20 protein-coding genes, 1 other RNA gene and 2 pseudogenes are annotated in these 23,668 nt (G+C 44.9%); 9 read left to right on the top strand and 14 right to left on the bottom strand.

Annotated features, from left to right (window positions below):
* The first annotated feature begins 25 nt into the window (after window positions 1-25).
* On the top strand, window positions 26-475 hold the full coding sequence (locus I1H34_RS18100; RefSeq protein ID WP_235109214.1) for a DUF4347 domain-containing protein: 450 nt from the start codon (window positions 26-28) through the stop codon (window positions 473-475).
* A 1-nt stretch (window position 476) separates the two neighbouring features.
* Here I1H34_RS18100 and I1H34_RS18095 read toward each other — a convergent pair whose 3' ends face one another.
* The 3 genes from I1H34_RS18095 to I1H34_RS18085 form a co-directional block, all read right to left on the bottom strand.
* A complete protein-coding gene (locus I1H34_RS18095) occupies window positions 477-737 on the bottom strand; it encodes a hypothetical protein (protein ID WP_212662383.1) in 261 nt (86 codons plus the stop codon).
* A gap of 323 nt (window positions 738-1,060) precedes the next feature.
* Window positions 1,061-1,393: a hypothetical protein gene (locus I1H34_RS18090; RefSeq protein ID WP_212662382.1), complete on the bottom strand. Its 333-nt coding sequence runs from the start codon at window positions 1,391-1,393 to the stop codon at window positions 1,061-1,063.
* Window positions 1,394-2,071: 678 nt separating this feature from the next.
* The gene (locus tag I1H34_RS18085) at window positions 2,072-3,562 is read right to left on the bottom strand and encodes a high affinity choline transporter 1 (protein WP_212662381.1); all 1,491 of its coding nucleotides are present in this window, start codon (window positions 3,560-3,562) and stop codon (window positions 2,072-2,074) included.
* On the opposite strand from I1H34_RS18085, the gene I1H34_RS18080 reads away from it, so the two are divergent.
* Window positions 3,561-3,749 (top strand): hypothetical protein, encoded by a 189-nt coding sequence (locus tag I1H34_RS18080; RefSeq protein WP_212662380.1) that lies wholly within the window; start codon window positions 3,561-3,563, stop codon window positions 3,747-3,749. The genes I1H34_RS18085 and I1H34_RS18080 overlap by 2 nt on opposite strands.
* On the opposite strand, the gene I1H34_RS18075 is transcribed toward I1H34_RS18080, so the two are convergent.
* The 4 genes from I1H34_RS18075 to I1H34_RS18060 all read right to left on the bottom strand — a co-directional run bounded on the left by I1H34_RS18075 (window position 3,746) and on the right by I1H34_RS18060 (window position 10,439).
* Window positions 3,746-5,062, bottom strand: a complete 1,317-nt coding sequence (locus I1H34_RS18075; RefSeq protein ID WP_315874889.1) for an MFS transporter — start codon at window positions 5,060-5,062, stop codon at window positions 3,746-3,748. The two genes, I1H34_RS18080 and I1H34_RS18075, sit on opposite strands and share 4 nt — an antisense overlap.
* 401 nt (window positions 5,063-5,463) lie before the next feature.
* Entirely contained in the window at window positions 5,464-9,687 is a 4,224-nt protein-coding gene (locus tag I1H34_RS18070; RefSeq protein WP_212662378.1) for a DEAD/DEAH box helicase, read from the bottom strand.
* A 48-nt stretch (window positions 9,688-9,735) separates the two neighbouring features.
* Window positions 9,736-10,209, bottom strand: a complete 474-nt coding sequence (locus I1H34_RS18065; protein WP_235109209.1) for a GNAT family N-acetyltransferase — start codon at window positions 10,207-10,209, stop codon at window positions 9,736-9,738.
* Window positions 10,210-10,274: 65 nt separating this feature from the next.
* Window positions 10,275-10,439 carry a hypothetical protein gene (locus I1H34_RS18060; RefSeq protein WP_212662377.1) on the bottom strand — a complete coding sequence of 55 codons (165 nt, stop codon included), beginning with the start codon at window positions 10,437-10,439 and terminating at the stop codon, window positions 10,275-10,277.
* 244 nt (window positions 10,440-10,683) lie between these two features.
* Here I1H34_RS18060 and bcp point away from each other — a divergent pair, with 244 nt between their 5' ends.
* Together bcp and I1H34_RS18050 are read left to right on the top strand one after the other, a co-directional pair.
* Entirely contained in the window at window positions 10,684-11,154 is a 471-nt protein-coding gene (gene bcp / locus I1H34_RS18055; protein ID WP_212662376.1) for a thioredoxin-dependent thiol peroxidase, read from the top strand.
* Window positions 11,155-11,340: 186 nt separating this feature from the next.
* A complete protein-coding gene (locus I1H34_RS18050; RefSeq protein ID WP_249369367.1) occupies window positions 11,341-11,796 on the top strand; it encodes an NUDIX hydrolase in 456 nt (151 codons plus the stop codon).
* A 10-nt stretch (window positions 11,797-11,806) separates the two neighbouring features.
* On the opposite strand, the gene I1H34_RS18045 is transcribed toward I1H34_RS18050, so the two are convergent.
* The gene (locus tag I1H34_RS18045; protein WP_212662375.1) at window positions 11,807-12,619 is read right to left on the bottom strand and encodes a pantothenate kinase; all 813 of its coding nucleotides are present in this window, start codon (window positions 12,617-12,619) and stop codon (window positions 11,807-11,809) included.
* Complete coding sequence (locus tag I1H34_RS18040; RefSeq protein ID WP_212662374.1) at window positions 12,603-13,037, bottom strand: ATP-binding protein; 435 nt, start codon at window positions 13,035-13,037, stop codon at window positions 12,603-12,605. The genes I1H34_RS18045 and I1H34_RS18040 overlap by 17 nt, the downstream gene beginning before the upstream one ends.
* A gap of 232 nt (window positions 13,038-13,269) precedes the next feature.
* On the opposite strand from I1H34_RS18040, the gene I1H34_RS18035 reads away from it, so the two are divergent.
* A complete protein-coding gene (locus I1H34_RS18035; RefSeq protein WP_212662373.1) occupies window positions 13,270-14,397 on the top strand; it encodes a PP2C family protein-serine/threonine phosphatase in 1,128 nt (375 codons plus the stop codon).
* 28 nt (window positions 14,398-14,425) lie between these two features.
* Here the strand turns inward: I1H34_RS18035 and I1H34_RS18030 are convergent, their stop codons facing one another.
* A complete protein-coding gene (locus tag I1H34_RS18030) occupies window positions 14,426-14,752 on the bottom strand; it encodes an STAS domain-containing protein (RefSeq protein WP_212662372.1) in 327 nt (108 codons plus the stop codon).
* A 278-nt stretch (window positions 14,753-15,030) separates the two neighbouring features.
* Between I1H34_RS18030 and I1H34_RS18025 the strand changes: the two genes are divergently transcribed.
* Window positions 15,031-15,903: a phosphatidate cytidylyltransferase gene (locus tag I1H34_RS18025; RefSeq protein WP_212662371.1), complete on the top strand. Its 873-nt coding sequence runs from the start codon at window positions 15,031-15,033 to the stop codon at window positions 15,901-15,903.
* A gap of 772 nt (window positions 15,904-16,675) precedes the next feature.
* On the opposite strand, the gene I1H34_RS18020 is transcribed toward I1H34_RS18025, so the two are convergent.
* Together I1H34_RS18020 and I1H34_RS18015 are read right to left on the bottom strand one after the other, a co-directional pair.
* Window positions 16,676-16,951 (bottom strand): HU family DNA-binding protein, encoded by a 276-nt coding sequence (locus tag I1H34_RS18020; RefSeq protein WP_010468395.1) that lies wholly within the window; start codon window positions 16,949-16,951, stop codon window positions 16,676-16,678.
* Window positions 16,952-17,201: 250 nt separating this feature from the next.
* Window positions 17,202-18,077 (bottom strand): M23 family metallopeptidase, encoded by an 876-nt coding sequence (locus I1H34_RS18015; protein WP_212662370.1) that lies wholly within the window; start codon window positions 18,075-18,077, stop codon window positions 17,202-17,204.
* A 511-nt stretch (window positions 18,078-18,588) separates the two neighbouring features.
* Here I1H34_RS18015 and I1H34_RS18005 point away from each other — a divergent pair.
* The 3 genes and pseudogenes from I1H34_RS18005 to I1H34_RS17995 form a co-directional block, all read left to right on the top strand.
* Window positions 18,589-19,980: pseudogene (locus tag I1H34_RS18005) on the top strand (ISKra4 family transposase).
* A 432-nt stretch (window positions 19,981-20,412) separates the two neighbouring features.
* Window positions 20,413-21,287 (top strand): IS630 family transposase gene (locus I1H34_RS18000; protein ID WP_212662369.1). Its coding sequence is split into 2 segments (ribosomal slippage): window positions 20,413-20,742 and window positions 20,745-21,287, totalling 873 coding nucleotides; the frame shifts between segments, so codons are not numbered across the junction.
* A 115-nt stretch (window positions 21,288-21,402) separates the two neighbouring features.
* Window positions 21,403-21,586 (top strand): annotated as a pseudogene (locus I1H34_RS17995) (IS5/IS1182 family transposase); the annotation flags it as partial.
* A gap of 1,305 nt (window positions 21,587-22,891) precedes the next feature.
* Here I1H34_RS17995 and ssrA read toward each other — a convergent pair.
* Window positions 22,892-23,285, bottom strand: a transfer-messenger RNA (tmRNA) gene (gene ssrA, locus I1H34_RS17990).
* A gap of 39 nt (window positions 23,286-23,324) precedes the next feature.
* On the bottom strand, window positions 23,325-23,561 hold the full coding sequence (locus I1H34_RS17985; protein ID WP_212662368.1) for a type II toxin-antitoxin system HicB family antitoxin: 237 nt from the start codon (window positions 23,559-23,561) through the stop codon (window positions 23,325-23,327).
* Window positions 23,562-23,668: the final 107 nt, after the last annotated feature.

Genomic DNA, 23,668 nt, shown 5'->3' with positions numbered 1-23,668 from the left:
TACTGGTTTAACCTGGAGGAGGACCATGCCACACCCCATGAAAAGTCGATCAGCAGATCAGATGCTTCCCCTGACAGAATCTTGTCAGCAAGCCCAATCTATCGTCGTGGTTGATGCAGCCGTCAATAACTATCAGTACTTACTCGCCAATCACCTTCTCGGTATAGATGTTCATATTCTGGATGGTCAACAGGACGGTATCGCTCAACTTCAAACCCTATTACTGAAGTCTCAGTATTTATCCAGCCTTCACCTAATCTGTCAGGGAGCACCAGGCCAGCTACAACTGGGAACCACCTTACTGAGTGAAGTTAATCTATGGGCCTACGCTGACGACATTCGCCATTGGCGAAGTAGTTTGAGTGATAATGCTGAAATTTTCATCTACGGATGTGACCTAGCGGCTCACCGAGTCGGCCAAGCTTTTATTTCTTGGCTAAAACTTCTAACAGGCGCTTATGTCCATGTCTATTAACTCAGTTCTCTATGGGTTCGAATGATTCGACCTGGTGAATGGCTTGGCGGACTTGTTCTCTAGGAATAACCGCAGTGGCCGCATCATGGGGGTCTTCGGGCAAGCCTTCTGGATGACAGGAATCCCAGACGCTGGCCATAACCTGCACGGCAACCTCTAAAGGAAGTCGCTCGAGAGTTTTACTATGATGAAATTTGAGACTGATTGCCAACTGTTTTTGCAGTACCGAAATCTCATCAATCCCACCCGTTTTATTATTCATGATGCCTAATAGCTCAAACTCATCGAGAATAGTGTCAATCTAAAAAATTCAATTCCCTAGGTTTGCAACAATTTTTTAACCTAGTGTCATCTTTAGCCATAATCACATAAGTTGTTTCATCACGATATTTTTCTACACATTAAAAGAAAAAATCATCGTGAGTTTGTAATAGTTGGAATGAAATGTTCAGATTGACTCTCTGTTGATCAGCATCATAAATTTTGGTCTCTTAGGTTGTCTTAGGTTGCCCTCTATCTAAATTTGTGACAAGCGATGGATCGCTGAGATCTGCTTTGCCCTACGATTAACTCCAATTTGGGTAACTACGGAGCCTGGTAAATGGCCTGAGCGCGTCCTGTCGTGATAATGCGATAACTATTGACAGTAGCTTGAACATCTTGTGAAGAACTCACTGTTGAAAGTGCTTCCTTTGGGCCTTCGGCAACTACAGGTGTGGGGGCTTGACGAGCCATTGTTACAGTGGGGGCAGTGGTAACGAACGTTGTATTCTCCATGATCACAGTAGGCAATACATCAGTGGTCACAGGGGCCTGGTCCATCTCTTTTGCCTGACTGGGTATTGCCTCTGCTGGCGTAACAGGAACGATAGAAAAGGTGATGAGAGCTGCTAAAAAACCGATGTGAGGTGTGTTCATTTTTAATTCTGTTGTGATTAGGGCGATGAGTAGGATCAAAGAGTCCGTTGTCTTTTCAACAAAAGCCTGTGGTAGAACTTCTGTATAACTTGTATATCCTTATAATGACTGACATTCAAGGCACGAACATCATGAGAAATACGGAAGTCAAGACATCTACTCAAACCCTAAAATTATCCTGATATCTTTAATGGATTAAATTACTTTAATAATTAAAAAAATAATCACATTAAATTAGATAAAATACCGAATAATGCTTTCTATTTATAGGTTCCAAGCTCATGTATTGATATCAATAAATTCAAAAATCTAAGCGCTGATTAATTATAAGTAATCATGCAAAGAAGGAATAATAGTATTATTCATGTATCTCTATTATTATTTCCAAGCTATATAATGAATTCTTGCTAATGGATAGCTTGCGTATACTTACTGAATAATATCTGCAGACATTAGGCACTTGTTCTCATAAGTAATAATGCTCCAGATGAAGTGACAAATTATATTATCGCTTCAGCTTATAAAGTATGGCTCAATTGCTATTACACTCAAGCTGACTGCCTAAATCTCTTATATGGCGAGTCATTCAAGCGCCGATTGATTTTTTGCGGCACCAACAACCCTGTAGAACTAAACCAACAATCGTCCATCAAGCGGTTCTAAACGAAGAGACAAGGGTTAAATTTTCTGGAGAGTGCGCCGAACAGGCTTTTCAGCAATAGGCATGGGTTGATAGGTTAACTTAGAAATTACTAAAAATAGGCATAATCCAATCAAAGGGCTAATTAAAGTGGGAATACCATCAAAATCGGCAGTAAAAATACTATTGGGTATGTATACAAGGGTATTTTTAATCCCAAACGTCACAGGCATCAGTGCAAATAGAAGAAGCCGAGTCAACGATCCCACAATAATGCAGGCCAATGCACCTTCTTTAGTCGCTTTTGGATAAAATAGACCCCCTGCCAAAGGGACCAGCAGCCCTGCAAACCCCAGATCAAAGGCCAACAGGAGTAACACTCCCGTTTGGGGAACTTTCAGTGCAAAAAACACCCCCATGGCAGTAATGACCACCGCCATCGAGCGGGTCAAGGCGAGAAGACGATCACCACTACCATTGTGCTGATCATGGCGAATACCGAGGATATTATGAGCAATCACCGAGGACGTTCCTAAAATAGCCCCATCTGCGGTTGAAAGAGAGGCCGATAAAATCGCCACAATTACTAATAATGCCAAAAATGAAGGCACTACATTCTGCAACAACGCATAAAGAATAGGACCCTCAGCAGTAACCCCCGCCGTTGCCAGAATCTCAGGTGCAGACAGAGCGATGATCGAGAAAGGGACACCAATAATTACGGTACCTAAAGAGCCAATCAAGCAAGCTCTTTGAGCTGTTTCAGGACTTTCTGCAGAAAAGATTCGAGCCATGAAGTCAATGGCAACGATATCTCCTAGTCCCAGGGCTAGCAGCGTTGCCCAATTGACTAGGGAACCTGCTGCAGGGCTAGTCATCTGTTCAAGGGCAAAGGGACCTGTACCTGCGGGAATACTGAAGCCAAAATTTAGCCCAATATAACCTAATAGGCATAGCGAACCCACTAGAGCAATCAATACTTGAATGGCATCGGTATAGGCAACCGCAAATAATCCGCCACTCGCGGTGTAGATCAAAACAATGACCGCTAGCAAAATAACGCCAATGGTGTAGGACATGCCTAAAAAGGTTTGGAACAAATATCCCCCGGCAACTAGATTGCCTGCTAGCAAAAAAGAGAAGCTAACGACCATCAGAACTGCTGCTACCCATTCGGTGGTCCGCCCATATTTCACCCGATAGAAATCCGGTAACGTGATTAAGCCCATCCGATTCATCGGTTTTGCGAAAAAGAGAGCTGTCAGGAACAGACATAGTGCTAACCCCAGCGGTAGTGAGGCTCCTGCCCAAAATCCGAATTCTGAAGCCAGATCCGTATTGCCAAGGGTGGCATTTGAGTCGACGGATTGGGCCATTAATGTAGCGGCTGCCAACGGCAGGGTCAGCCCTCGGCCCGCGACTAAAAAATTGACACTGTCTCCTTTAATTTGTTTTGAAGCATAAACGCCGATGCCTAGGGTTGCTATGAGGAATGCAATGATACCCCCAGGAAGCAATGTGTCAGCCATGGTTGAAAGCCCTACGTCAGGTGAAATTGCCCATGGTTGCCATCATAAAGATCGGCAAAGCCAAACACTGTATCCAGTTCAACAAACTAGCTATATTAGTCCATTGGATTCAGCAGTATTGCCGTTGGATTGTAACGGGTCTGAACCCGCAACTCTGTTAGCCGCTGTTCCGCTCAACAGCCATTAATGCATGCTAACCAAGCTCTCAAAAGTCTCACGGCTTGAATCTGGGTTCTGAGGTTCTAGATTGGTTTGCACTCGTTGGGTCAGCAGGGCCGCAATCATCATAAACCCACCACCTAAGACAACGGCGGCTAGACGATTTCCGGCAAAAATATGACTCATCATCCATCCCAGACCTAAGGCGGCAACGATTTCTGGTAACACGATGAAGAAGTTGAAAATCCCCATGTATAAACCGCTTTTGTTGGCCGGTAAAGCGTTGACCAACATTGCGTAGGGCAAAGAGAGCATACTAGCCCAAGCAATCCCTACCCCAATCATGGGTAGCAGCAGAACATATTGGTTATGAATCCATAACAAGGAGCAAAGCCCCAAGGCGCCACACATGAGACATAAGGAATGGGTTCTTTTAAGGCTGATCTGCTTGGTTAATTTGGGCAGAATAAAGGAAAAAAGGCAGCAAACGCCGTTATACATGGCAATGCATAATCCCGCCCATTCAATACCTGTGCTGTAGAGTAAGGTGCCTTCTGACGTAGCACCGAAGATATTATGTGCGATCGCAGGTGGGAAATATAAAAACACACAAAACATCCCAAACCAGCTACAGAACTGTACCCAAGCCAGTTGGCGCATCGTTGCAGGCATCTCTCGTAAAGCGATACCAATATCCGATACCATACCTTTTGAATCAGTCTGAACCGCCTGCAAATGAGCCGCTTCAAACTCTTCTGGTAGAGGTTCGGTTGTAGTTACAACGGTCCAAACCACTGCCCCCAGAAAGATAAAAGCCCCAATATAGAAGGAGAGCTTAACGGCCACGGGCACAGTATGAAAATTCTCTTGAGATTCAATCACACCAAACACATGGTGCAGCAACCATGGCAAAGCCGACGCAATCACCCCCGCTAAGCCGTGAAAAACACCTTGAATCGTAAATCCTAAAGTGCGTTGCTCTTCGGGTAGCAGATCTCCAACAAAAGAGCGAAACGGCGTCATGCTGACATTGGCAGAGGTATCCAGAATCCACAGTAATCCCACCGCCATCCATAGACTGGAAGCATTGGGCATCAAAATGAGTGCTACCGAACCTGAGATCGCACCCACCAAAAAATAAGGCCGACGCCGTCCCAAAGGTCCCCAGGTATGGTCACTCAAATACCCAATAATGGGCTGTACGATTAACCCTGTGAGGGGAGCGGCTAACCAGAGCATGGGGAGTTGGTGGACTCGGGCTCCCAAATGTTCAAAAATACTGCTGGTGTTGGCCATTTGCAGGCCCCAGCCAAACTGAATACCAAAAAAGCCAAAACTCATATTCCACAGCTGCCAAAAGCTGAGTTTATGGTCTTTTGGGGGGGCTGAAGTGCAATCGCGATTTCCTGGCTTATCGATTCCCTGCCCTACCGTAATCATAGAAGGCACCTACAGTTCAACGATCTCAACAGGAAATATTTGATAGACACAACCTCAAAAACAGTGCTGGAAATCTTGCGTAGTATCTGCCATGGTTATTCAGACGGATCCAATAGGCAGTATTTTTCTTTGATGAAACGTTCTTATGTTGCTTGTATAGCCACCCTAGTTTTCCCTATAAAGGCGGTTCAGTGACGGGGATCACACCTAAAAATTAACAATTGCAAGAAATATTTTTATTGGTTTATTTATTTTAAAGACTAATTCTTTCAGTAAGTTGAATTATTCACAGATGTAAATGATTACCCCGCCTGAATTAATCGCAGTAGTTCATCGGTTGATATCTTACCGCTGATTTCTGTCCCCTCTAGCAAACTATCCGCTAAGTCACGCTTATGCCGATGCAGGTCTACAATTTTCTCTTCAATCGTGTTTTTAGCAACAAGCCGATAAATGGTAACGGGACGTCGTTGACCAATCCGATGGGCGCGATCTGAAGCTTGATCCTCCACAGCAGGGTTCCACCAAGGATCCATGTGAATGACATAATCTGCAGCGGTCAGGTTCAGGCCGGTTCCCCCCGCCTTCAGACTAATAAGAAAGACTTCACCTTCTCCAGCCTGAAAAGCATTGACTCGCTGCTGGCGAGTCTTTGCAAGCGTACTGCCATCCAGGTACTGATAGGTAATCTGCTGTTGGTCCAAATAAGCCCGCAAAATCTTGAGGTGATCCACAAATTGGCTAAACACAAGGGCTTTATGGTGATTCGCCAGTAACTCTGCTAGGACTTCACCAAACAACTGCAGTTTTGCACTGGCAGGAGGCGCTTCAGGCATCACAAGCTGAGCATTACAACAGGTACGGCGTAATTTCATGATTTCTGCTAGGACTTGAAGATGTTTTGCTCCAGCCTGGGCATCACTATCCGTCAGATTTGCGATCGCTTGCCGCCTCAGAGCTTCATACAAGGCCATCTCTTCTTTGCTCAGCTCAACTTGTAAGGTAATTTCAGTCCGAGAGGGCAGCTCTTCTAAGACTTGATTCTTGGTGCGTCGGAGCAAGAAAGGCTGAATAAGCTTCTTTAGTTGTTGACGGGCTTGGTGATCCTGGTACTTTTCAATCGGCGTCGCAAATCGCTGATTAAATCGTTCCAACGAGCCCAAAAGACCAGGATTGATAAATCGGAATAAATTCCATAATTCCCCTAAATGATTTTCAATGGGCGTTCCTGTCGTTAAAAGTTTGAACTCAGCTTGGAGGTTCATTGCAGCTTGGGAACGCTTTGTCGCCATATTTTTAATGGCTTGGGCCTCATCCAAGACAATAGTTTGCCACTCCACTTGGGCTAGCATTTGTGCCACTTCTTCCTGCTGCAATAAGCCATAACTACAGACCAGCAGATCAAAAGGCTGAAGCTGATCAAGCAGTTGCTGACGCTGGCTTGTGCCAAACTGTAGTGGCCTTAGCGTTGGCGCAAATCGCTGGGCTTCGCTGATCCAGTTCATCCCTACTGAGGTCGGCGCAATCACTAACGTTGGTCCATGGGGGGCACGGGTCAAAATTAAAGCCAGGGCCTGCAAAGTTTTTCCCAAACCCATATCATCCGCTAGGCAAGCCCCTACGCCCCAGTGGGACAGTCGAGCTAACCACTCAAATCCGTCTTGTTGATAGTCCCGCAGCTCTGCTTGTAAGGTAGACGGCAACTGGGGTTGTAAAGTTTGAACATCCTTCAGCTTCTGAATATGGGCTTTCCAGTGCTTATCCACCTTGAGCTTGCCCACATCATCCACCATCTCCTCTAGAGCCATGGTGGTCAAAGGATGGAACCGCAACCCCTTACCTTGTTGTTCAGAGTAAGCCCGGAGTTCGTCTAGCCGTTTACGAAACTCCTCAGTCAAGGCAATAAACTGCCCTTGACCAATAGGGATAAAACGACTGGGCGTTTGGTCCAGCAACGCCAAGAGGGCTTGCATATCCAGAACTAAATCATCGGAGAGTTTTAACTCTCCAGTTGCTGCAAACCAATCCCGCTGACGTTTGATCTGCAACTGTAGTTGGTCTAAATCAGCTCGATGCTTGATACTTAATTTTTCGCCTTCGGGCCATTCCAGTACAATGGATTCCTCTAAATTCTGGAGCTCCAGCAGAAGCTCTAAGCACGATTCTGGATCTTCCACCAACCACTCCCGATCCTGCGGCGTTAAACTGGCTAACGTTGGACAAGCCGCAATCGCTGCTTTGGCCAATTGCCGCTCTTCAACGAGATTGCGCGTTGTCTGTAAACGTTGACCCTTAATTTCAGCAATGACCGTTTCTCCACCACTTCCTGGAGGATAGTAGGGGCCACCTGCAGCGAAGGGACGAGACAACACTGCAACCTTCAGCCCTTCTCCAGCTGGAAGCAAGTGCACATGAGGTAGGGCTTGGGCTGGAACTTCCGTGGCACTGGCGACTCCGCCACCAATATCTGAATGAACCGTTACTAAGCTTGAAACGGCACCAATTGCCGCTAATACCTGTTCCCTGGCTTGCTCAGGAACTACGAGTCGATTCTTCTCACCCAGAATATTGGCAATTTGGTGATGCTCCGGCTTAATATCAATAATCTTGAGGCGGGTAGGCGTTTCTTTGACAACAATAAGGGTTTGGCTCGCCTTCAACCCAGGAGACAAGGTGAGGGTGAGCTTATCTCCTTTTTTCTTCTGGATCAGTAGCTCAGGTTCTCCCTTAACCACTTCAACGCGAGTGGTGGGGGAGTCTTCCCAAAAAATTAGTGGGTGACCGATTAGTTCTACAATTGCCTGCTCGCTAAATCGGTATTCTGTTTTGTTGTAATAGCCGTAAGAGCCATAGGATGAGTAGGTTTCCATCTGGCTACAAACCCGTAAATCCTGAACAGTGAGATAGTTGAATTCTCCTGGTTTGCCGTATAACCGTTTTAAGGCAATGGGACGTCCTTTACTCCAACCGCCTTTAGCCGTCATTTTTTGTTCTTTGGGTTGCAGTAACCAATCTTGACCATAAAGAGTAATACACCAAGCCAAGCGAAGCTCTGGTTTTACAGTGGCGGTCGTTTCCTGTTGCAACTGTGCGAGGGCATTAAGACACAGCTCCCAAGGCTCTTGTGATCTCACAATATCAACTAGAGGCTGAATACCACTCCCCTGTCGCAGGAGTTGAGCGTGGTCTAGGTAGGGGTTTTCGGCCTCTTCGGTTTCCAGGCGAGCTAACAGTTCCGCTATTTCCATGGCATACCAGTGGTACCCCGACTGAGTGGCTTGCCGACAGAGAGGATGCAAAATACTGGGCAACCATTTTTGGGCCTGTTCCCCATCAACCCAATATTGGCACAGTGCCCCAAACAAGATATCCAAGCTATGAAGCCCTTCATAGGGATCTAGAGAGGCCTGAAGTAATGTTTTTTGGGTGGATAAATCCCCTTGTTGAATTTGGATGAAGCTGTCAAGCCAAGTATAGGTCGTGCGTAACCAGTGGCCAGATTGACGCACCATGTGTTGGACATAGCCTTGAGCCTGTATCAATCTTTCTGGTGAGTCCTCTTGCAGCAGAGCCAAAATAAAGAAAAGCCCCGGAATACCAGTAAAGAAGTAGTTGCGTTTACGTTTAGTTTTCCGTAACCCAGTTAGAGCGTTGGAATAATGGTCAATGGCCTGGGCCGTATCACCTTGTAGAAAAGCTAACCAGCCCCAGTAGACAGCAGCGCTATTCTGATTGGTTTCATCAAACGACTCTAATACCGAGGGAACCTCTTCCACATAGCTACGTAATAATAACTGTTCCGCTAGGACCAATTTCAAATAATCGGAACAGGGAGTCTTTTGGTTTGCACAGTCTTCCTGCAGTACCTCAAAAACCGCCTCACAAGAGGATAAATTTAAAATGCTATTAGACAGAATACTGGTCAGGGCTAGTTCATAGCATTCAGTGGAGAGGGTTCGAATCCATTCTGCATCAAAGGGGTTGTTGCAAATTATCGTTAAGACATCATCCAGAGATAACGCGTCCTGATGTTTAAATTTGCCATAGTCGTTGAGTTGTTCTGTGAAAAAGTCAATATCCTGGCCATAAAAACCAATTCGAGCTTCCCGTAGAAACTGTGCTTCACTCCTAAAGCTTCGAGGTCCTGAACCCCAGGGTGCATAAACGGGCACAACATCTTGAATAATGGGCGCAATAATTTCAAGCTTGCCCATATTGACAACTTCACGGGTTGCAATTTCAGCCAGTAAGGGATGACACTGAGGTCCCTGGCCTCGTTCTTGCAGCAAAACCCCTTGCTCAAGCAAACCCTCAAGATGCTGCTTCAGCAGTTTAGGATCCCAGTTTTTATAATCTGAGTCGGCAGCTGCTTGATGATTCAAACAAGAGAGAATGGTACTGCGATTGATGGGCTCATAGGCCACTGATAGCAGCTGGACAATCTGCTGATCCAGGGGGGGCAACGCTAGATATTGTTCTGCTAGTTGTGTTTGTAGCTGAGGTGCCGTATTGCTAGATTCGAACATTGCCAATTCATGGTTAAGGGAAAACTTTGCTAGGACCTACCGATTACTTTATTGCGTTTGAATGGGCTTGACCAACAAAACCGCCTTAGGCTGATACCCTAGCTTTTCATACAGCGATAATGCGGGATGGGCATTGGTAAACACCTGCAAACCAATTTGCTGATCCCCTTGCTGAGCAGCCCATGCTTCAGCCCTCTGTAATAAGGCGGTCCCAAGACCTTGCTGGCGATGTGCTGGATCCACAAAAAGAATAAAAATATGGGTATAAGCGTCTCCCGTGACTTGATCAACCGCCGTTCCTAGCCACAAACAGGCCACAAATCGATGGGCCTCATTCTCAGGGGTGACCAGCCAGTAAGGGGTATCGGTAGACCAATATTGATCAATAACGGCCCGAAGATGTTGATAATCATGCCCAGGGTGGAGTTCTTTGTAGGTCCGTTGCATGAATTGCAGTAATAAATACTGCTCACCCCTCGTCCCTAAGCGTGCGTTAAACCCCGGAACAAAGTTTTTATCCAAGATTTATCCTGAACGATAGAACAAAAGCCAGGGCAAACGGACCTAGAATCCTCTCAAAGGCCTGTTTAGCCATCAATCATCATTGCGGGTGCCCAGCTTACGCCCTCTTCTACTGGAGCGGGTTGTGCCATATCATCTGGCAAGAAAATTCTGGCGCTGACAGCCACCAAAGCGACGACAAAAATTAAAACAATCAAGAAAGGAGCAATATTTTGGCGAAAGAAGGTCATGACTGAGTATCACCGGAGACTTATACCTTTATCGTACCGCTGTCTTGAACGTGCTGTGTCCCAGTAAGTTAGGATGCCTAGCAAGATGATGGGCTGATCCTCGAAGAGCCCATTGCCCATTCGTCTTAATGCATAATTCTAGAGAGAACAGGGATTGACGAGGCGCAACTGCAGTCCAGCAGCAATCTGGTTTCAGCCTTGATACCGAATGTTTCTCTATGTCCTCTATTATTCTCAGAAGATTATGACATTGGCAATTGGCGATTACGCACCTGAATTCACTTTACCCAATGCAGATGGGGACTCCATTGTCCTTAAAAGTTTTCGAGGACAATGGGTGGTTCTTTATTTTTATCCTCGAGACAATACTCCTGGCTGTACCAAAGAAGCCTGCGGGTTTCGTGACCAGTATGAGACCTATCAAACCGAGCAGGTTGTTATCCTGGGGGTAAGCGGAGATGATGCCAAGTCTCACCAGAAATTCATTAATAAGCAAGATTTGCCATTCCAATTACTCTCCGATCTCGATCTAAATGTGGCAAAATCCTATGAAGCCTATGGCCCTAAAAAGTTTATGGGCAAAGAATATGAAGGGTTCTATCGACATACTTTTCTGATTGATTCTGAAGGGAAGCTAGCGAAGATTTATCGAAAGGTCAAGGCCGCCGATCACGCCACAGATATGTTGCAGGCTTTAGAATTATTGAGGAAATAGTGAGTGCTGATATTAAGCTCGCAATCATTAAAAGCGTAATTTTCAATATCTAAAATTTGGGTCTTGCACAACAGATTAATGCATAATTTTCTAGGTTTGCTTTGATATCTTAAGAGGCTTCTTAGTCTATCGATTGATGCGAATACACCTCACCATGTGATCTAGCTTACCTCTGTATTTTTGACTATGAAACGTTTCGCATATATGGTTCAGACGTTTCTGGGCCTTCTTTTTCGACACCCTTTACTGGGGGTGTGTTTAATGCCGATCCTTGAGGATGGGCAAATCGTATTAGTTAAACGTCGGGATAATGGTCAATGGAGTTTACCGGGCGGCATGGTGGATTGGGGTGAAAATATTCAGCAAAGTATCAAACGAGAACTCCATGAAGAAACGGGTTTATTGCTAACAAAAATGGGACGATTTGTGGGGGTATACTCAGCACCCGATCGTGATCCACGATTACATTCCATTTGTTTAGCTTTTGAAATTAAGGTTGAAGGCCAATTGCAAGTGAACGATATCAATGAAATATCTGAGGTGAAATCGTTTTCCCTAGATGAGGCCCTGAGTATGTCCCTAAGTCATGACCATAACCAACAGTTGCAAGACTACTTCCAAGGTGAACTAGTGATTCGCTAGCTCGGAGAAACTACCGATCGTCTTGCTGTTGATGTAAGTGTAAGAGCCCTATTCCCTGGAGCAGTGGCTGTAAGATAATTCGGTCTAATAGCTTTGGATCTGCTCTAGATTGAGAAGCTTGCGATAGATAGCGATATAACGTCTCGGCATCTCCCCCCGTTAGCACAATCTGACTGGTGGGATATTGCTTTAACCAGGCTGCGATAAAGTCGATCATGCCAGAGATTAAAGTATGCAAAATACCGCTCTGGATCGCTAAGTTGGTCGTCAGTGACCATCGATTGGGAAGGTTTTGGGGTAAGTCAATAGTTGGTAATTCTGCAGTGGATTGTGAGAGCGATCGCAGTTGCAATCCCAAGCCTGGCAAAATCGCCCCACCTAAGCAATCTGTAGAGGCAAGAGCACCCGTATAGGTGAGTGCGGTACCGGCATCAATCACTAAGATGGGCCATTGATACAACATGCCAGCAGCCCAGATTGAAAGCGCTCGATCCAGTCCAAAGGTTGCATAAGGAAGCTGAATCGGAATATCAGCAGCAGTAATGGCTGTGGAGCGAGGATAAGTCTGCCAAAAAAGGGTTTGAGACGGAACAACAGAGATAATCCACAGAGCAGGCATACTTGCAGCAGAGGAGTAGGCGAAAGCAGGAGAATAAGCCTGCCACTCCTCCCAGGTGGCAGGAAATCTTTGTTGGGCTACATCAATATGGCAGGTGTCCCAGGTTTGAGCGAGGTGCCACCCTTCATAATAAAACCAGTGCAATCGGGAGTTACCGATGCTCAAAGCGATCCAAGGCTTTACATCCTCAGTGGATAGGCTCATTCAAAGACAGGTATTTAACGATAGAAAGACAGTTCTGGCAATTGTCTATTCTTCGATATTGAACGTTATCAGCAATCCGATTGATCAGCAGCAACCCGCGACCACCGCCCATATCTTGGCTAGGGAAAGTAGGGTGATGCTGTAAATATTGACGTAGGTCGAAGATAGGACCCTGGTCCCAAATACGAATCTCCACATGATCTAGCTCAATCCCCAGCTCTAACTGGATGGGGGTATTGGGTGGTAGTGCTTGATGGGCATGGCTAACCGCATTTGTAAATCCTTCTGCCAGGGCTATCTGGCATTCCAGCCACTCCTGTTCTGCCACTCGAGTAGGGTGCAGCTGCTGAAACCAGTCAAGAACTTGAGTCAGGTTATTGAGGTCAGAATTAACACTGAGATGATAATGCTTTGGCATCTGCTATGAGGAGATCAGTCCCTCCAACTGCATGGGTCCAAGGCCATTGGCATGAGAAAAGGTGTTGTTATTCAACCAGGCGTCTTTAAATTAATTATAGGGAACTCATTCCCCAAAAATTAGCTTTCTAGGCAGAGATTATCTCCTTGCTAAACTTGAGCAGTGTGGATTAGCGTTCGCCCTGGCGAATGAATTCACAATAGATACTCGAATATGGCCGTGTTAAACATCTATGGTGAAAATTCTGATCATCGATGATGATCCCATTACACAGCTCCTTTTACGCCGTACACTCGAGAAACAAGGGTATCAGGTTACCATCGCCAGTAATGGTCAAGAAGGGCTCTCAAAGGCACAGCAACTCTGCCCAGCCTTAATCATTTGCGATTGGATGATGCCTCTATTAGATGGGATTGGCGTTTGTCAGCAGTTAAAATCGAATCCTAAACTTTCCGCCACCTTTTTTATTTTGCTAACGTCTCGGTCTGACCTAGAGGATCGAATTGCCGGACTTAATGCGGGTGCCGACGAATTTTTAACCAAACCCATTGACATGAGTGAACTGCAGGCTCGTGTGCGAGCAGGACTAAGGCTCTATCACTTAAACCAGGACTTACAAGAGCAAACACAAAAGCTGGAAGCAGAGTTGGCAGAGGCTGCCCAATATGTTCGCTCAATTTTGCCTGCACCATTACAATTGCCGATTCAAATCCAGTCTCGGTTTATTCCGTCTAGTCAATTAGGTGGGGATTGCTTTGATTACTATTGGTTAACCCCAGATATTTTAATTTTGTATCTCTTAGACGTATCGGGGCATGGTTTAGGGGCAGCCTTACCTTCGGTATCGATCTTAAATATGTTGCGATCGCAAGCATTCCCAGGCATCAACTACCAGCACCCCCATGAAGTGTTGCATGCTCTCAATCAACGATTCACCATGAGTCCCGAAAACCCCAAATACCTCACCATTTGGTATGGGGTGTATCATCACTCACGCCAGGAGTTGGTATATGCTAGTGCCGGTCATCCTCCAGCCCTATTAATGTCAGCCCTAGAACCAGGGGTACAACCCTTAAAAACACCTGGACTTCCCTTAGGAATGTTTGCAGAATTCACCTACCAAAGTCAGAGCTGTAACATCACGCCACATCAAACGCTCTACATCTTTAGTGATGGGATTTACGAAAGTCCTAATACTAACCATCAACTGCTGGGGCTAGAAGGATTTTCCCAGTTGCTCCAACAGCTTCATCAAACAGGAGCCCCCACCATCGAAACCATTTTGGACCAAGTACAAGAATGCTGTGAGCATCAGCACTTTACCGATGACTTAGCCTTGATGCAAGTTGTCTTTCCTTGAGTACCACCACTCTAGAAAAAACAGGATTTCAAGAATCTAGCAGACCACTTTGTTCAAAGTGTTGCCGATTCTCGTAGATCTGAAACACTTGAGCAATGTCAGTGAGCTGAAAAAGTGTCTTAACCTGCTGATTGAGTGAACAAAGCACAAGCTTGCGTTCGGCTGCCCGAATAAATTTTAGGGCAAGAACCAAAGCACCTAGACCAGAGCTGTCCATAAATGAAATATCTTGACAATCCACCAAAACAATATCGGCACCTGCCTCAATTGCAGCTGTCACTTCTTGACGAAAGACCGTACCGGTGACTCCATCCAAAATATTATTCGGTTGTATGGTTGTTATGTTGGGACGCATTGTTTACTTGGAGCATAACGATTCAACTGTTCCGCAGATATCACCCCACACTCAGATCTCAAAGCTGTTATTGAGTGCATCGATAAACATCAGATGACCACAATTCACATAGCGGGAATAAGGAAAAGAGCTGTTCCTCAGAATACTCTTTTTTTTTGGGATATCGCCAGATCGAATGCTTTTTGCTATCCTCTATGCATCTCCTCTCAGCTTAACTATCTGCGGAGAAAGACATCGGCGTAGGATAATACCCCTGAGGGAAGTAATAATCTGCATATATGCCTTGGGCTCGTATCATTAGTGGACTGATTGCCATCGTTCTAGCGTTGGGCATGATTTTATTGGGTGGATGGTACTTTACCCTGGGATTTTGCATCCTTGTATATCTGGCTCAAGATGAGTATTTTGACTTAGTTCGGGCTAAAGGGAATCGGCCAGCAGGCAAAACCACAATGATTGTCAGTCAGTTGCTGCTGATCACCGCCACCATTAACGGGATGCTAGCTGATGCTGTCTTACCTGTTGCGGGAACCTTCATCTGTTTTTATCTGTTATTCCAGCCGAAGTTAGCTACTATTTCCGATATTTCCAGCTCAATTCTGGGCCTCTTTTATGGGGGGTACCTACCCAGTTTTTGGATTAGATTACGATCATTGGGCACGGCAGAAGCTAGTAACTTACCCTTATGGGGATATTGGCCAGAACAATGGTCAAATATCAATCTACTTCCTGTGGGATTGACAATTACCCTGCTTGCCTTTGGTTGTATTTGGGCTGCAGATATTGGTGCCTATACATTTGGTCGGCTATTCGGGAAAACCCGATTATCAGATATTAGTCCCAAGAAAACGGTAGAAGGGGCAGTCTTTGGAGTTTTAGGCAGCCTGACTGTCGCCATCATTGGTGCTAATACCTTTATTTGGCCATTTTGGCTTTTCCTTGGAGCAGCATTGGGATTGTTAATTGGTGTTGCAAGCTTATTGGGAGACCTGACAGAATCCATGATGAAGCGAGACGCAGGAGTAAAAGACTCCGGACAACTTATCCCTGGCCACGGGGGTATTTTAGATCGCGCTGACAGTTATGTATTCACTGCTCCATTGGTTTACTATTTCATCACCCTATTACTCCCCCTCATAGAAGCCATATAATTCGGGAGCTTTTTGTGTTTTGTAGAACCCTAGCCAGCCGTAATCGAAAATAATTTAGTTGATGGCCAGCTGGATTTAAGTTTTATTCAAATAATGTCTGCACTATTCTTGACAAACCTTAGGGCGTACATTGAATCGTATAGAAAACCGTGGCTGTTCCGCTTGAAGTGAAGGATGGTCGGTATACCATTTTGGGTCAGGCAAACTACTAGTGCACAGCTTTCTCCGACCAATATAAAACTCCATCGGCAATCCAAAAGGACAGACTGGCTTCCCTTAATTAAGGGAAGCCAGTCTGTCCTGGAGCTAATTACTCTGCTTCAAGCTAGGGAATTAGCTTGAAGCTTTTGCACAGCAAGTATTTCAAGATTATATTTGTAGACTTTTGTTCAGTAAGAGTTTCAAAGAGCTTGTCCTGTAATTAAGCTTTGAAAAACAGTAAGACAGAATTACACTAAATAAGGTTTAATGCTTGACTAGTTAGGGGCTAGCACTGATTGCAAGTTCTAATCAGAAAGTTCAAGTCGTAGATAGAATAATTAAATTTTAGCCACTAGAAAATTTAGCAGAATGCTCAGCCAAACTTGAAGAAAGTTTATACAAAAAGAGTGTAAAAGGAGTGATCGAGAGCACCTTGAAGTTTAATGCCGATCGCATATTTGCCCAACAGAAAATGTGAGCAAATCAATTTAAAGACTTCAATCCAAACAGAACACAAACTATACTTTGGAACTGCTATCAGTCAGCTCTTTAACTATAGGATCTGACCAATTTAGGGGGCAACTTTATCTTTAAACAATTTTCCAGCACTAAAGGCAGGAACTCTGGTCGCAGGGATTTTTAGCTTCTTGCCAGTTTGTGGATTACGACCATTTCTGGCTTTACGATCTCGCGGCTCGAAACTACCAAATCCGACTAAAGTAACTTTATCGCCATGGCTAACAGCATCGATGATGACATCAACTGCAGCACTCAGCGTAACGTCAGCTTGCTTCTTAGTTACTCCTGTTTTATCAGCAATAGCATCTACTAATTCGCCTTTATTCATTGAGTTATCCTCAAAACCTTGCGAGCATTCTATCTCAAGTTTTTAAAAAGTGAACAGATATAGCAAAGAAATTGCACAAAAGTAACAAAGAAAACTCAAAAAAGTAACAATGAGGATATTGAAAGGTTGCTTCAATCCGTTAATTTGCTGCTATTAAATTCTACCAAGATTGAAAATACCTAACTTCTTGCAATCTGGAGATTTAAAATACATGAGCCTAAATTCAAATAACTTAGTAGAGAGTGATAAATTAGCTAGCTTTACGAGCTAATGTGCTGCAAGAACCTGAAATCTGAAATGGAACGGTTTGAGAAAATCTTGCTCGATTGCCTTGACTTTGCACTTCAACATGTAAATGCGGACCTGAAGACCATCCCGAATTTCCGCTGTACCCAATAAGCTGTCCTGCTTTGACCCAGTCCCCAGCTTTAAGTTGAACCCGTTGTCGGAAACCTTGCTGTAAGTGGGCATATGCCGAGCGATAGCCATGTTCATGTTCAATCCAAACATAGTTAAACTTGGAGGCATTCGCTCGAGTCCCTCCTGTATCTGGATATTTGTCTTGTAATCTGATTATCCGCCCTGCCCGCATCGCATAAACAGGGGTACCAATTGAACTGGCAATATCGTAGGCATATTCCATTCGATTTTGATGAGTTTTGCCACGAATTCCTTGAGACAGATATCCTCTTCCATCAAGAGGGTGGCAAAATCCTTGCAAGGGAGAGGCAATTGTTGGGGTATGACTAGCTGCAATAGTAAGAGCCTGTGGACCTGACTGGGACACTTGGGAAGTAGAGCTTAGGGGACCACCAACATAAGATTCAGATTCCACACGCAGAACCTTCCGGTTTTCAGCAGATTGGGAACGGGCAGATTGAGGAGGTGTGATAGAGAAAGTGGGTCCAAGGGTACTGAGGGTTAGTAGAGAACAAGCTAGTAAATTCCGACACCGTTGCTCAACTAGAACTTGCTTCAACTGAAATTGAGAAATATGACCTTGCTGAATCAGTATTTCCCCTAGCTTTTGTCCAGTCTGTGTTTGGATTTGGAGGGCTTGTTGTAATTGGAAGTCACTAATCAGTCCTTTTTGAGTGAGGACTTTGCCAATACGGACTAGATACATTTGCGACAAATGATATGTGATGGATGGGAGTGAATGGTAGCTAGAGAGAAGGGTATAGCCTACTTCTCTCACTGTTTCTAAACTTGAGAAATATCAAAGCTCTTGTACCAGTAGCTATACCTTAACCGGGCATCTGAAGAAATGAGATCCGAATTGATACGGAGGTATAAATAGATTTTTCGAAAGCTTAAGAAAACAGGAATATAAGCCAGTTTTTAGGGGGTAAGAGGGATGTAAGCGTTATTCAATAAAGGCTATACCATAAGTTCAAGTTGCCAAATATTAAATCCCTTCACCGTAAAAATACTGTAAATTACCTGTTTTTTAGTTGGATATAGAAGTCTTAAGGAATAGAATAATTAAGCAACTATTAACATAGCTGAAGATCCGTTAGTTCAACAGACCTCATAAATCTACTTCCTACCGGGCGTAAGCAAAGGATCGGGGATGCATGGCTCAAAGAAAAACGGGTCAAGGACAATAGATCCTGTACCCGAACCAAAAAACTATCATGACCCTACCATCGCAATTGCTAACCGTGCTAGCCCATGACGAATTTCTAGAACAAACTGAAGCACTCAAAGTATCAACCAGCCTGAGTCAGATGGTTTATATCGTTCTGCAAATGGGCTTGTTTCTAGCTCGCTGTCTTCTGGAGGATGAACTCTCAAGGCGCGCGAAAGCAGTATTTGTATGGCCTGTATGTACTACCTGCGGAACCCGCTTACATTCGAAGGGATGGGAATCTCGTCAGATGCAGACACTGGTAGGCACTATCTCTTGAAAGCGACGGGTGGGCCGTTGTCCCAAAGGATGTCCAGGCAGTCTGTTGACTCCCCTGGATCAAGCCATTGGGATTGCCCCCTATCAGCACAGCAGCGAAGAACTGGTGCGTCTGGGCTGCTTGTTGAGTCTGTTCATGCCCTATGAACTGGCCAGTTGGATGCTGGGTCAGTGGAGTGGTCTATCCGTGAGTCCATCCAGTTTGTGGAACTGGGTGCAATCCGTGGGTAACAAAGCTCAGCAGGAATTAGAAGCTCAACTCAACGCTCAATCATCAGGGACTCAGGCCCCTTGTGAAGCGATTTCAGAGATGTTATCTGCTCTACCTTTGGCCATTGCCGCCGATGGTGTGATGGTCCCCTTTCGCCCCACCCCGAACTCACCCAAGGGAAAAATCCAGTGGCGAGAAGTCAAAGTCGCCATCTTAGCTCGCCTGGGAACACGGGTTACCCGAGCTAAAAAGGAGGTCCCCCAATTACTGCGTCGAAGACTGGTGGCAGTATTGGGCGATATCGACCAGTTCATCCCTTTACTTCAACTCGAAGCTCACAAACAAGACTTTGAATCTGCTCCAAAAGTCATCTGGCTCAGTGATGGGGGACGAGGCTTCTGGCGAGTCTATCGCACCTTGTTCTCTCATTGTGCTGTGGCAGTCCTCGACTTTTTTCATTCAGCAGGCCATCTGGCACGAGCAACTAAAGCGATGTTTGGAGATGCCCGCTCTGCTCAAGCCCAAGCCTGGTTCCGGCACTGGCGACACCAATTGCGACACGGGCAACACCTACTTGTATTACGGTCCTTGACGATATTGATTCACTCACAACTGTTAACGGGAAAGTCTTTTTCAACGTTGCTCCAGGTGCAGGCTTATTTCCAACGCCATCATAACCACATCCGTTATCGGCACTTTGAACAGCAACAGATTCCTCTCGGGTCAGGAATGGTTGAAAGTGCATGCAAGTGGTTGATTCAGCAGCGCTTTAAGGGAGTTGGCATGCGCTGGAGTGAGGATGGTTTCAACCATTTACTGATCTTGAGAATTGCCTGGGTCAATGAACGGTTTGACTCCTTATTCCCAGAGGTGACCATTCCGAAAACTAAGGCATCCCCGATCCGCTAAATACGCCCCTTCCTACCTATCTCCTGTGCCCTTGTCTTGGAGTGTCCTCTTTCTCGAGAGAAGGTTATTCGGGAGCATGTCACCTTTGTAAGCTAGTATTTATACTCATCTCAAAAATCCTTGCTAGCCTTGCTTTCAGGCATCAAATTTTTAATTCCAAACTTTGTGCATTTGCAAAGGTGACATGCTCCCAGGTTATTCCCAATTATTATTGTGGCGATTGGAGCACCTGCTCAAGTACCCAAAACTCGCGGTAAATCTCGCGGATGTGCCCAAGACGAATCTCAAGCATCCAAAACTCGATACCCAATGGCTAAAAAACGAGTTTCAAAACGAAGGAAAGCCCAAATGCCTCAAAAAGCCGCTACTTATAGCAAGCGCCATTTTATTCAGGACATAATAAACTAGAGATACTGTTATGTCTTTCAATGGATGCCTAAAATCTACAGCTACGATTTACGTTGCAAAGTGATCGATGCTATTGAACTTGATGGCATGCCTCCCTCAGAAGCGAGTGACACCTTTCATATCAGTCGTAACACCATTAATCTATGGCAACGTCTCAAAGCAGAAACAGGTGATCTTCATCCCATCCCTAGACAACACCTTGGCCATAGCCACAAAATCACAGACTGGGACAAGTTTCGAGCTTTTGCTCAAGAACATCGCTATAAAACCCAAGCTCAGATGGCCGAGTTGTGGGAGGGGCAAATCAGTGAGCGTACTATTTCAAGAGCGCTGAAGAATATTGGATTTACTCGAAAAAAAAGACCTATGGCTACCGCCAACGTGATGAGCACAAACGGGCTGAGTTCGTCCAAAAGTTAACAACAGTAGACCCAGACGATATCGTCTATGCTGACGAGTCAGGGATGGACAATCGAGATGAGTATGACTATGGCTATGGTCCCAAAGGTGAGCGGGTCTATGCTTTAAAGTCTGGTAGCAGAAGTGGACGAGTCAATATGATTGCAGCTTTGAGAGGAAAGCAGCTCATGGCCCCGTTCACGATTGAAGGGGCTTGCAATCGCACCGTATTTGAAATTTGGCTTGAGACTTGTTTGATACCGATGCTCAAACCGGGGCAGAAGTTAGTCATTGATAATGCCACCTTCCATAAGGGAGGGCGAATTGAGCAACTGGTAGAAGCCGCAGGATGTGAAGTGTGGTACTTGCCACCCTATTCTCCTGATTTGAATAAGATTGAACGGTCGTGGGCTTGGATTAAAAGTCGAATTAGACACCAATTAGAGCACTTCGGTTCACTTAGAGAAGCAATGGAACATGTGTTGTACCTAGCGTCCTAATTAGAGTGGCGACTGCTATAGATCCTCACTTAACACCAGAAAAACTTATGCTCAGCCGTTGAGTGGGACTGAGACGCTTTTGCCGGGAGACATCTCCACCTAGTCCAAATTCAGATTGATCAAGCGTTCAGACAATCTAGCGGGGTTCAAAGCTTGTTCCAAAATGATGGATTGTAGAGCGGACGTTTGGATGGGGGTTGTGGTCCCGATATCTCAATAAAGATTATGAAGTCTTGACTAGAACGGCTGAAGCTCTTGTTTATGTGGTGATGATTCGAAGGCTCGCTGAAAAATGCTAAAACTTCTCAAACAGCCTCTTAGGTCGAGCGTTATCGTTTTGCATCTGAGAGAATAATAACCTTATTAGGATTCCTTTGTAGCACTGCTATAGGACTGTTGTGGGTGAACTATTGAGAGCGTACATAATCTCAACTGCTAGCCCAAGATGTCTTGATGCTAATGCAGATCAAAGTTGTGCCAGCCAAGACATCGAAGAGACCTAAAATATTGACGACTGCATAGGCTGTTCAAGCTGTTGTATGACTCGGGAGACAGCTGGAGTTTCACTGCAACTCACTGATTAGAAGTCAAGTGTTTTGGAAAGGATGGGTTAAATCGCTAGGATTCATTAGCCTTCGCCACAATTTGCGCTTCTCAAGCAAAGCTTCAGGCATTATTCATGATGTTATGACATGAGCTACTAGATTGAGGTTGAGCCTGCATTTACCCTAATTTTAAAATAAAAACACTCGCGCAAACCAACCGAAGTGCGCGAGTGATAATCAACGTTCTAACCAATTTAGATAAGCTAATTTCAGTATTCCCATTCCTAGGAAAAAGAAAACTTTTTCTTTAGATGTGTAACTTTAGCCTGGAAGAACATATTGCTAAGATCTTTTTCGATAGGACCTTTACGGGGTTTTTGACATAAAAATATCCCCTGCCGCACTCAGAGACAGGGGATAGTTCCCTTATTAACGAAATCAGGTTCGGTCTAATTCCAAAATCGAACCAGAAGCTATGGGATAAACCATAGCTTGCTTAAATTATGCCCATAGATCGGCAAAAGATGGCTATATCAGAAAAATGCTTACACTTTGTGTAGAAAATTAAACAAAAAAGGGGGAAAGGGTTAGATAGTAGCAGATAGCAACCTTAGCCTTATGCCTGGATGTTGGTTAGGTAACCGCTACAAATCTTCTCCGAATGCTATTTGGATGCTGACATGGAAATCAACACTAAAAATTTTGTGGTTAAGCTAATCATAGTTATAAATCTTAGATAAAACAGCTAGACTACCCAGATTAAGGAATGTGACAAGCAAGCTGATGTCTGTCGTTATGAATAGGATTTGGAGTGTGTTACCTTTTTGAGGGAATATTCAGATTGCGCTCAAACCCATTGATTTTATAGTGGCTGAAGCACGTAAAACTAGAGAATTTATTTTCCTACCCAAAAAGTGAAACTCTCCTGATTTACTAATGCTATTTGAAGTTCAACCCTACTCAATAGACAAACTGGGTTAAAGCAGGGCTTAAAAATACACAAGGCCCTCCACCTCAGTGGGGTTAAGGTAAGCTACACAACGCTATTAAATTACTGATTAATGGAGCTGACGGGAGTCGAACCCGTGTCCGCCCTAGCTATTAGCTCCCCATTCATTCACAGGCTTAGCTTTTCTAATCCTCAAAGCGGGAATCGCCACTTATCCCGGACGATGGGATGCTTAGTTGAAAGTCTTTACCAGTAGAGACAACTGAGAAACCCTAATGGTGCATCCGTTGGGGGTTATCTATAGAAATTAACGGAGTCAATCTACAGATGCTCAAACCAAGTTAGGTTTTTTTAGGCAACAGCAGTAGCCGTGCGCTGACGAGCGAAAGATACGATGTTGTTCGCATGTACGATGTTTTGAGCCTTTTATTTGCGAGAGACGACTCACTCTCGGCCTGAATCATGAGGCTACGTTTGCTAAAACGTCGAAACCGTTACAGCCCCAGGTTACGAAATTCCATTATAGTATCTCGCTTCAAGAGATTACATCATTTCTTTTGTGGGTAGTTGAATACCGTCGATGACAGGGACGGGTAATTGTCGGGTTACTCTGGAGAAAATCCATTCTTCCAGGGATTCTACTAAATCATGCCGGCATTGCTCTAGGGTATCTGCTTGTGCAGAGACATTCTCGAACCCAGGAATTTCCCCATAGGTTGAGCCGTCGGTGGCAGCAGTGTATGTCGCTCGGGACATGACTGCTCGAATATAGTTAGACAATATGGATTCCACGTTCTGCTAAGCGTATGACAGAATAGGTCATACATAAATGAATAAATTGTGACAATCACTTTTAGCAAGTCACTACTCTTTAGCAATTGCGTTTT

Source organism: Acaryochloris marina S15 (assembly GCF_018336915.1).
GTDB classification, from domain to species: domain Bacteria; phylum Cyanobacteriota; class Cyanobacteriia; order Thermosynechococcales; family Thermosynechococcaceae; genus Acaryochloris; species Acaryochloris marina_A.
Note: the sequence above shows the minus strand (reverse complement) of the source record. Positions and strands in the feature narration are given on the sequence as shown.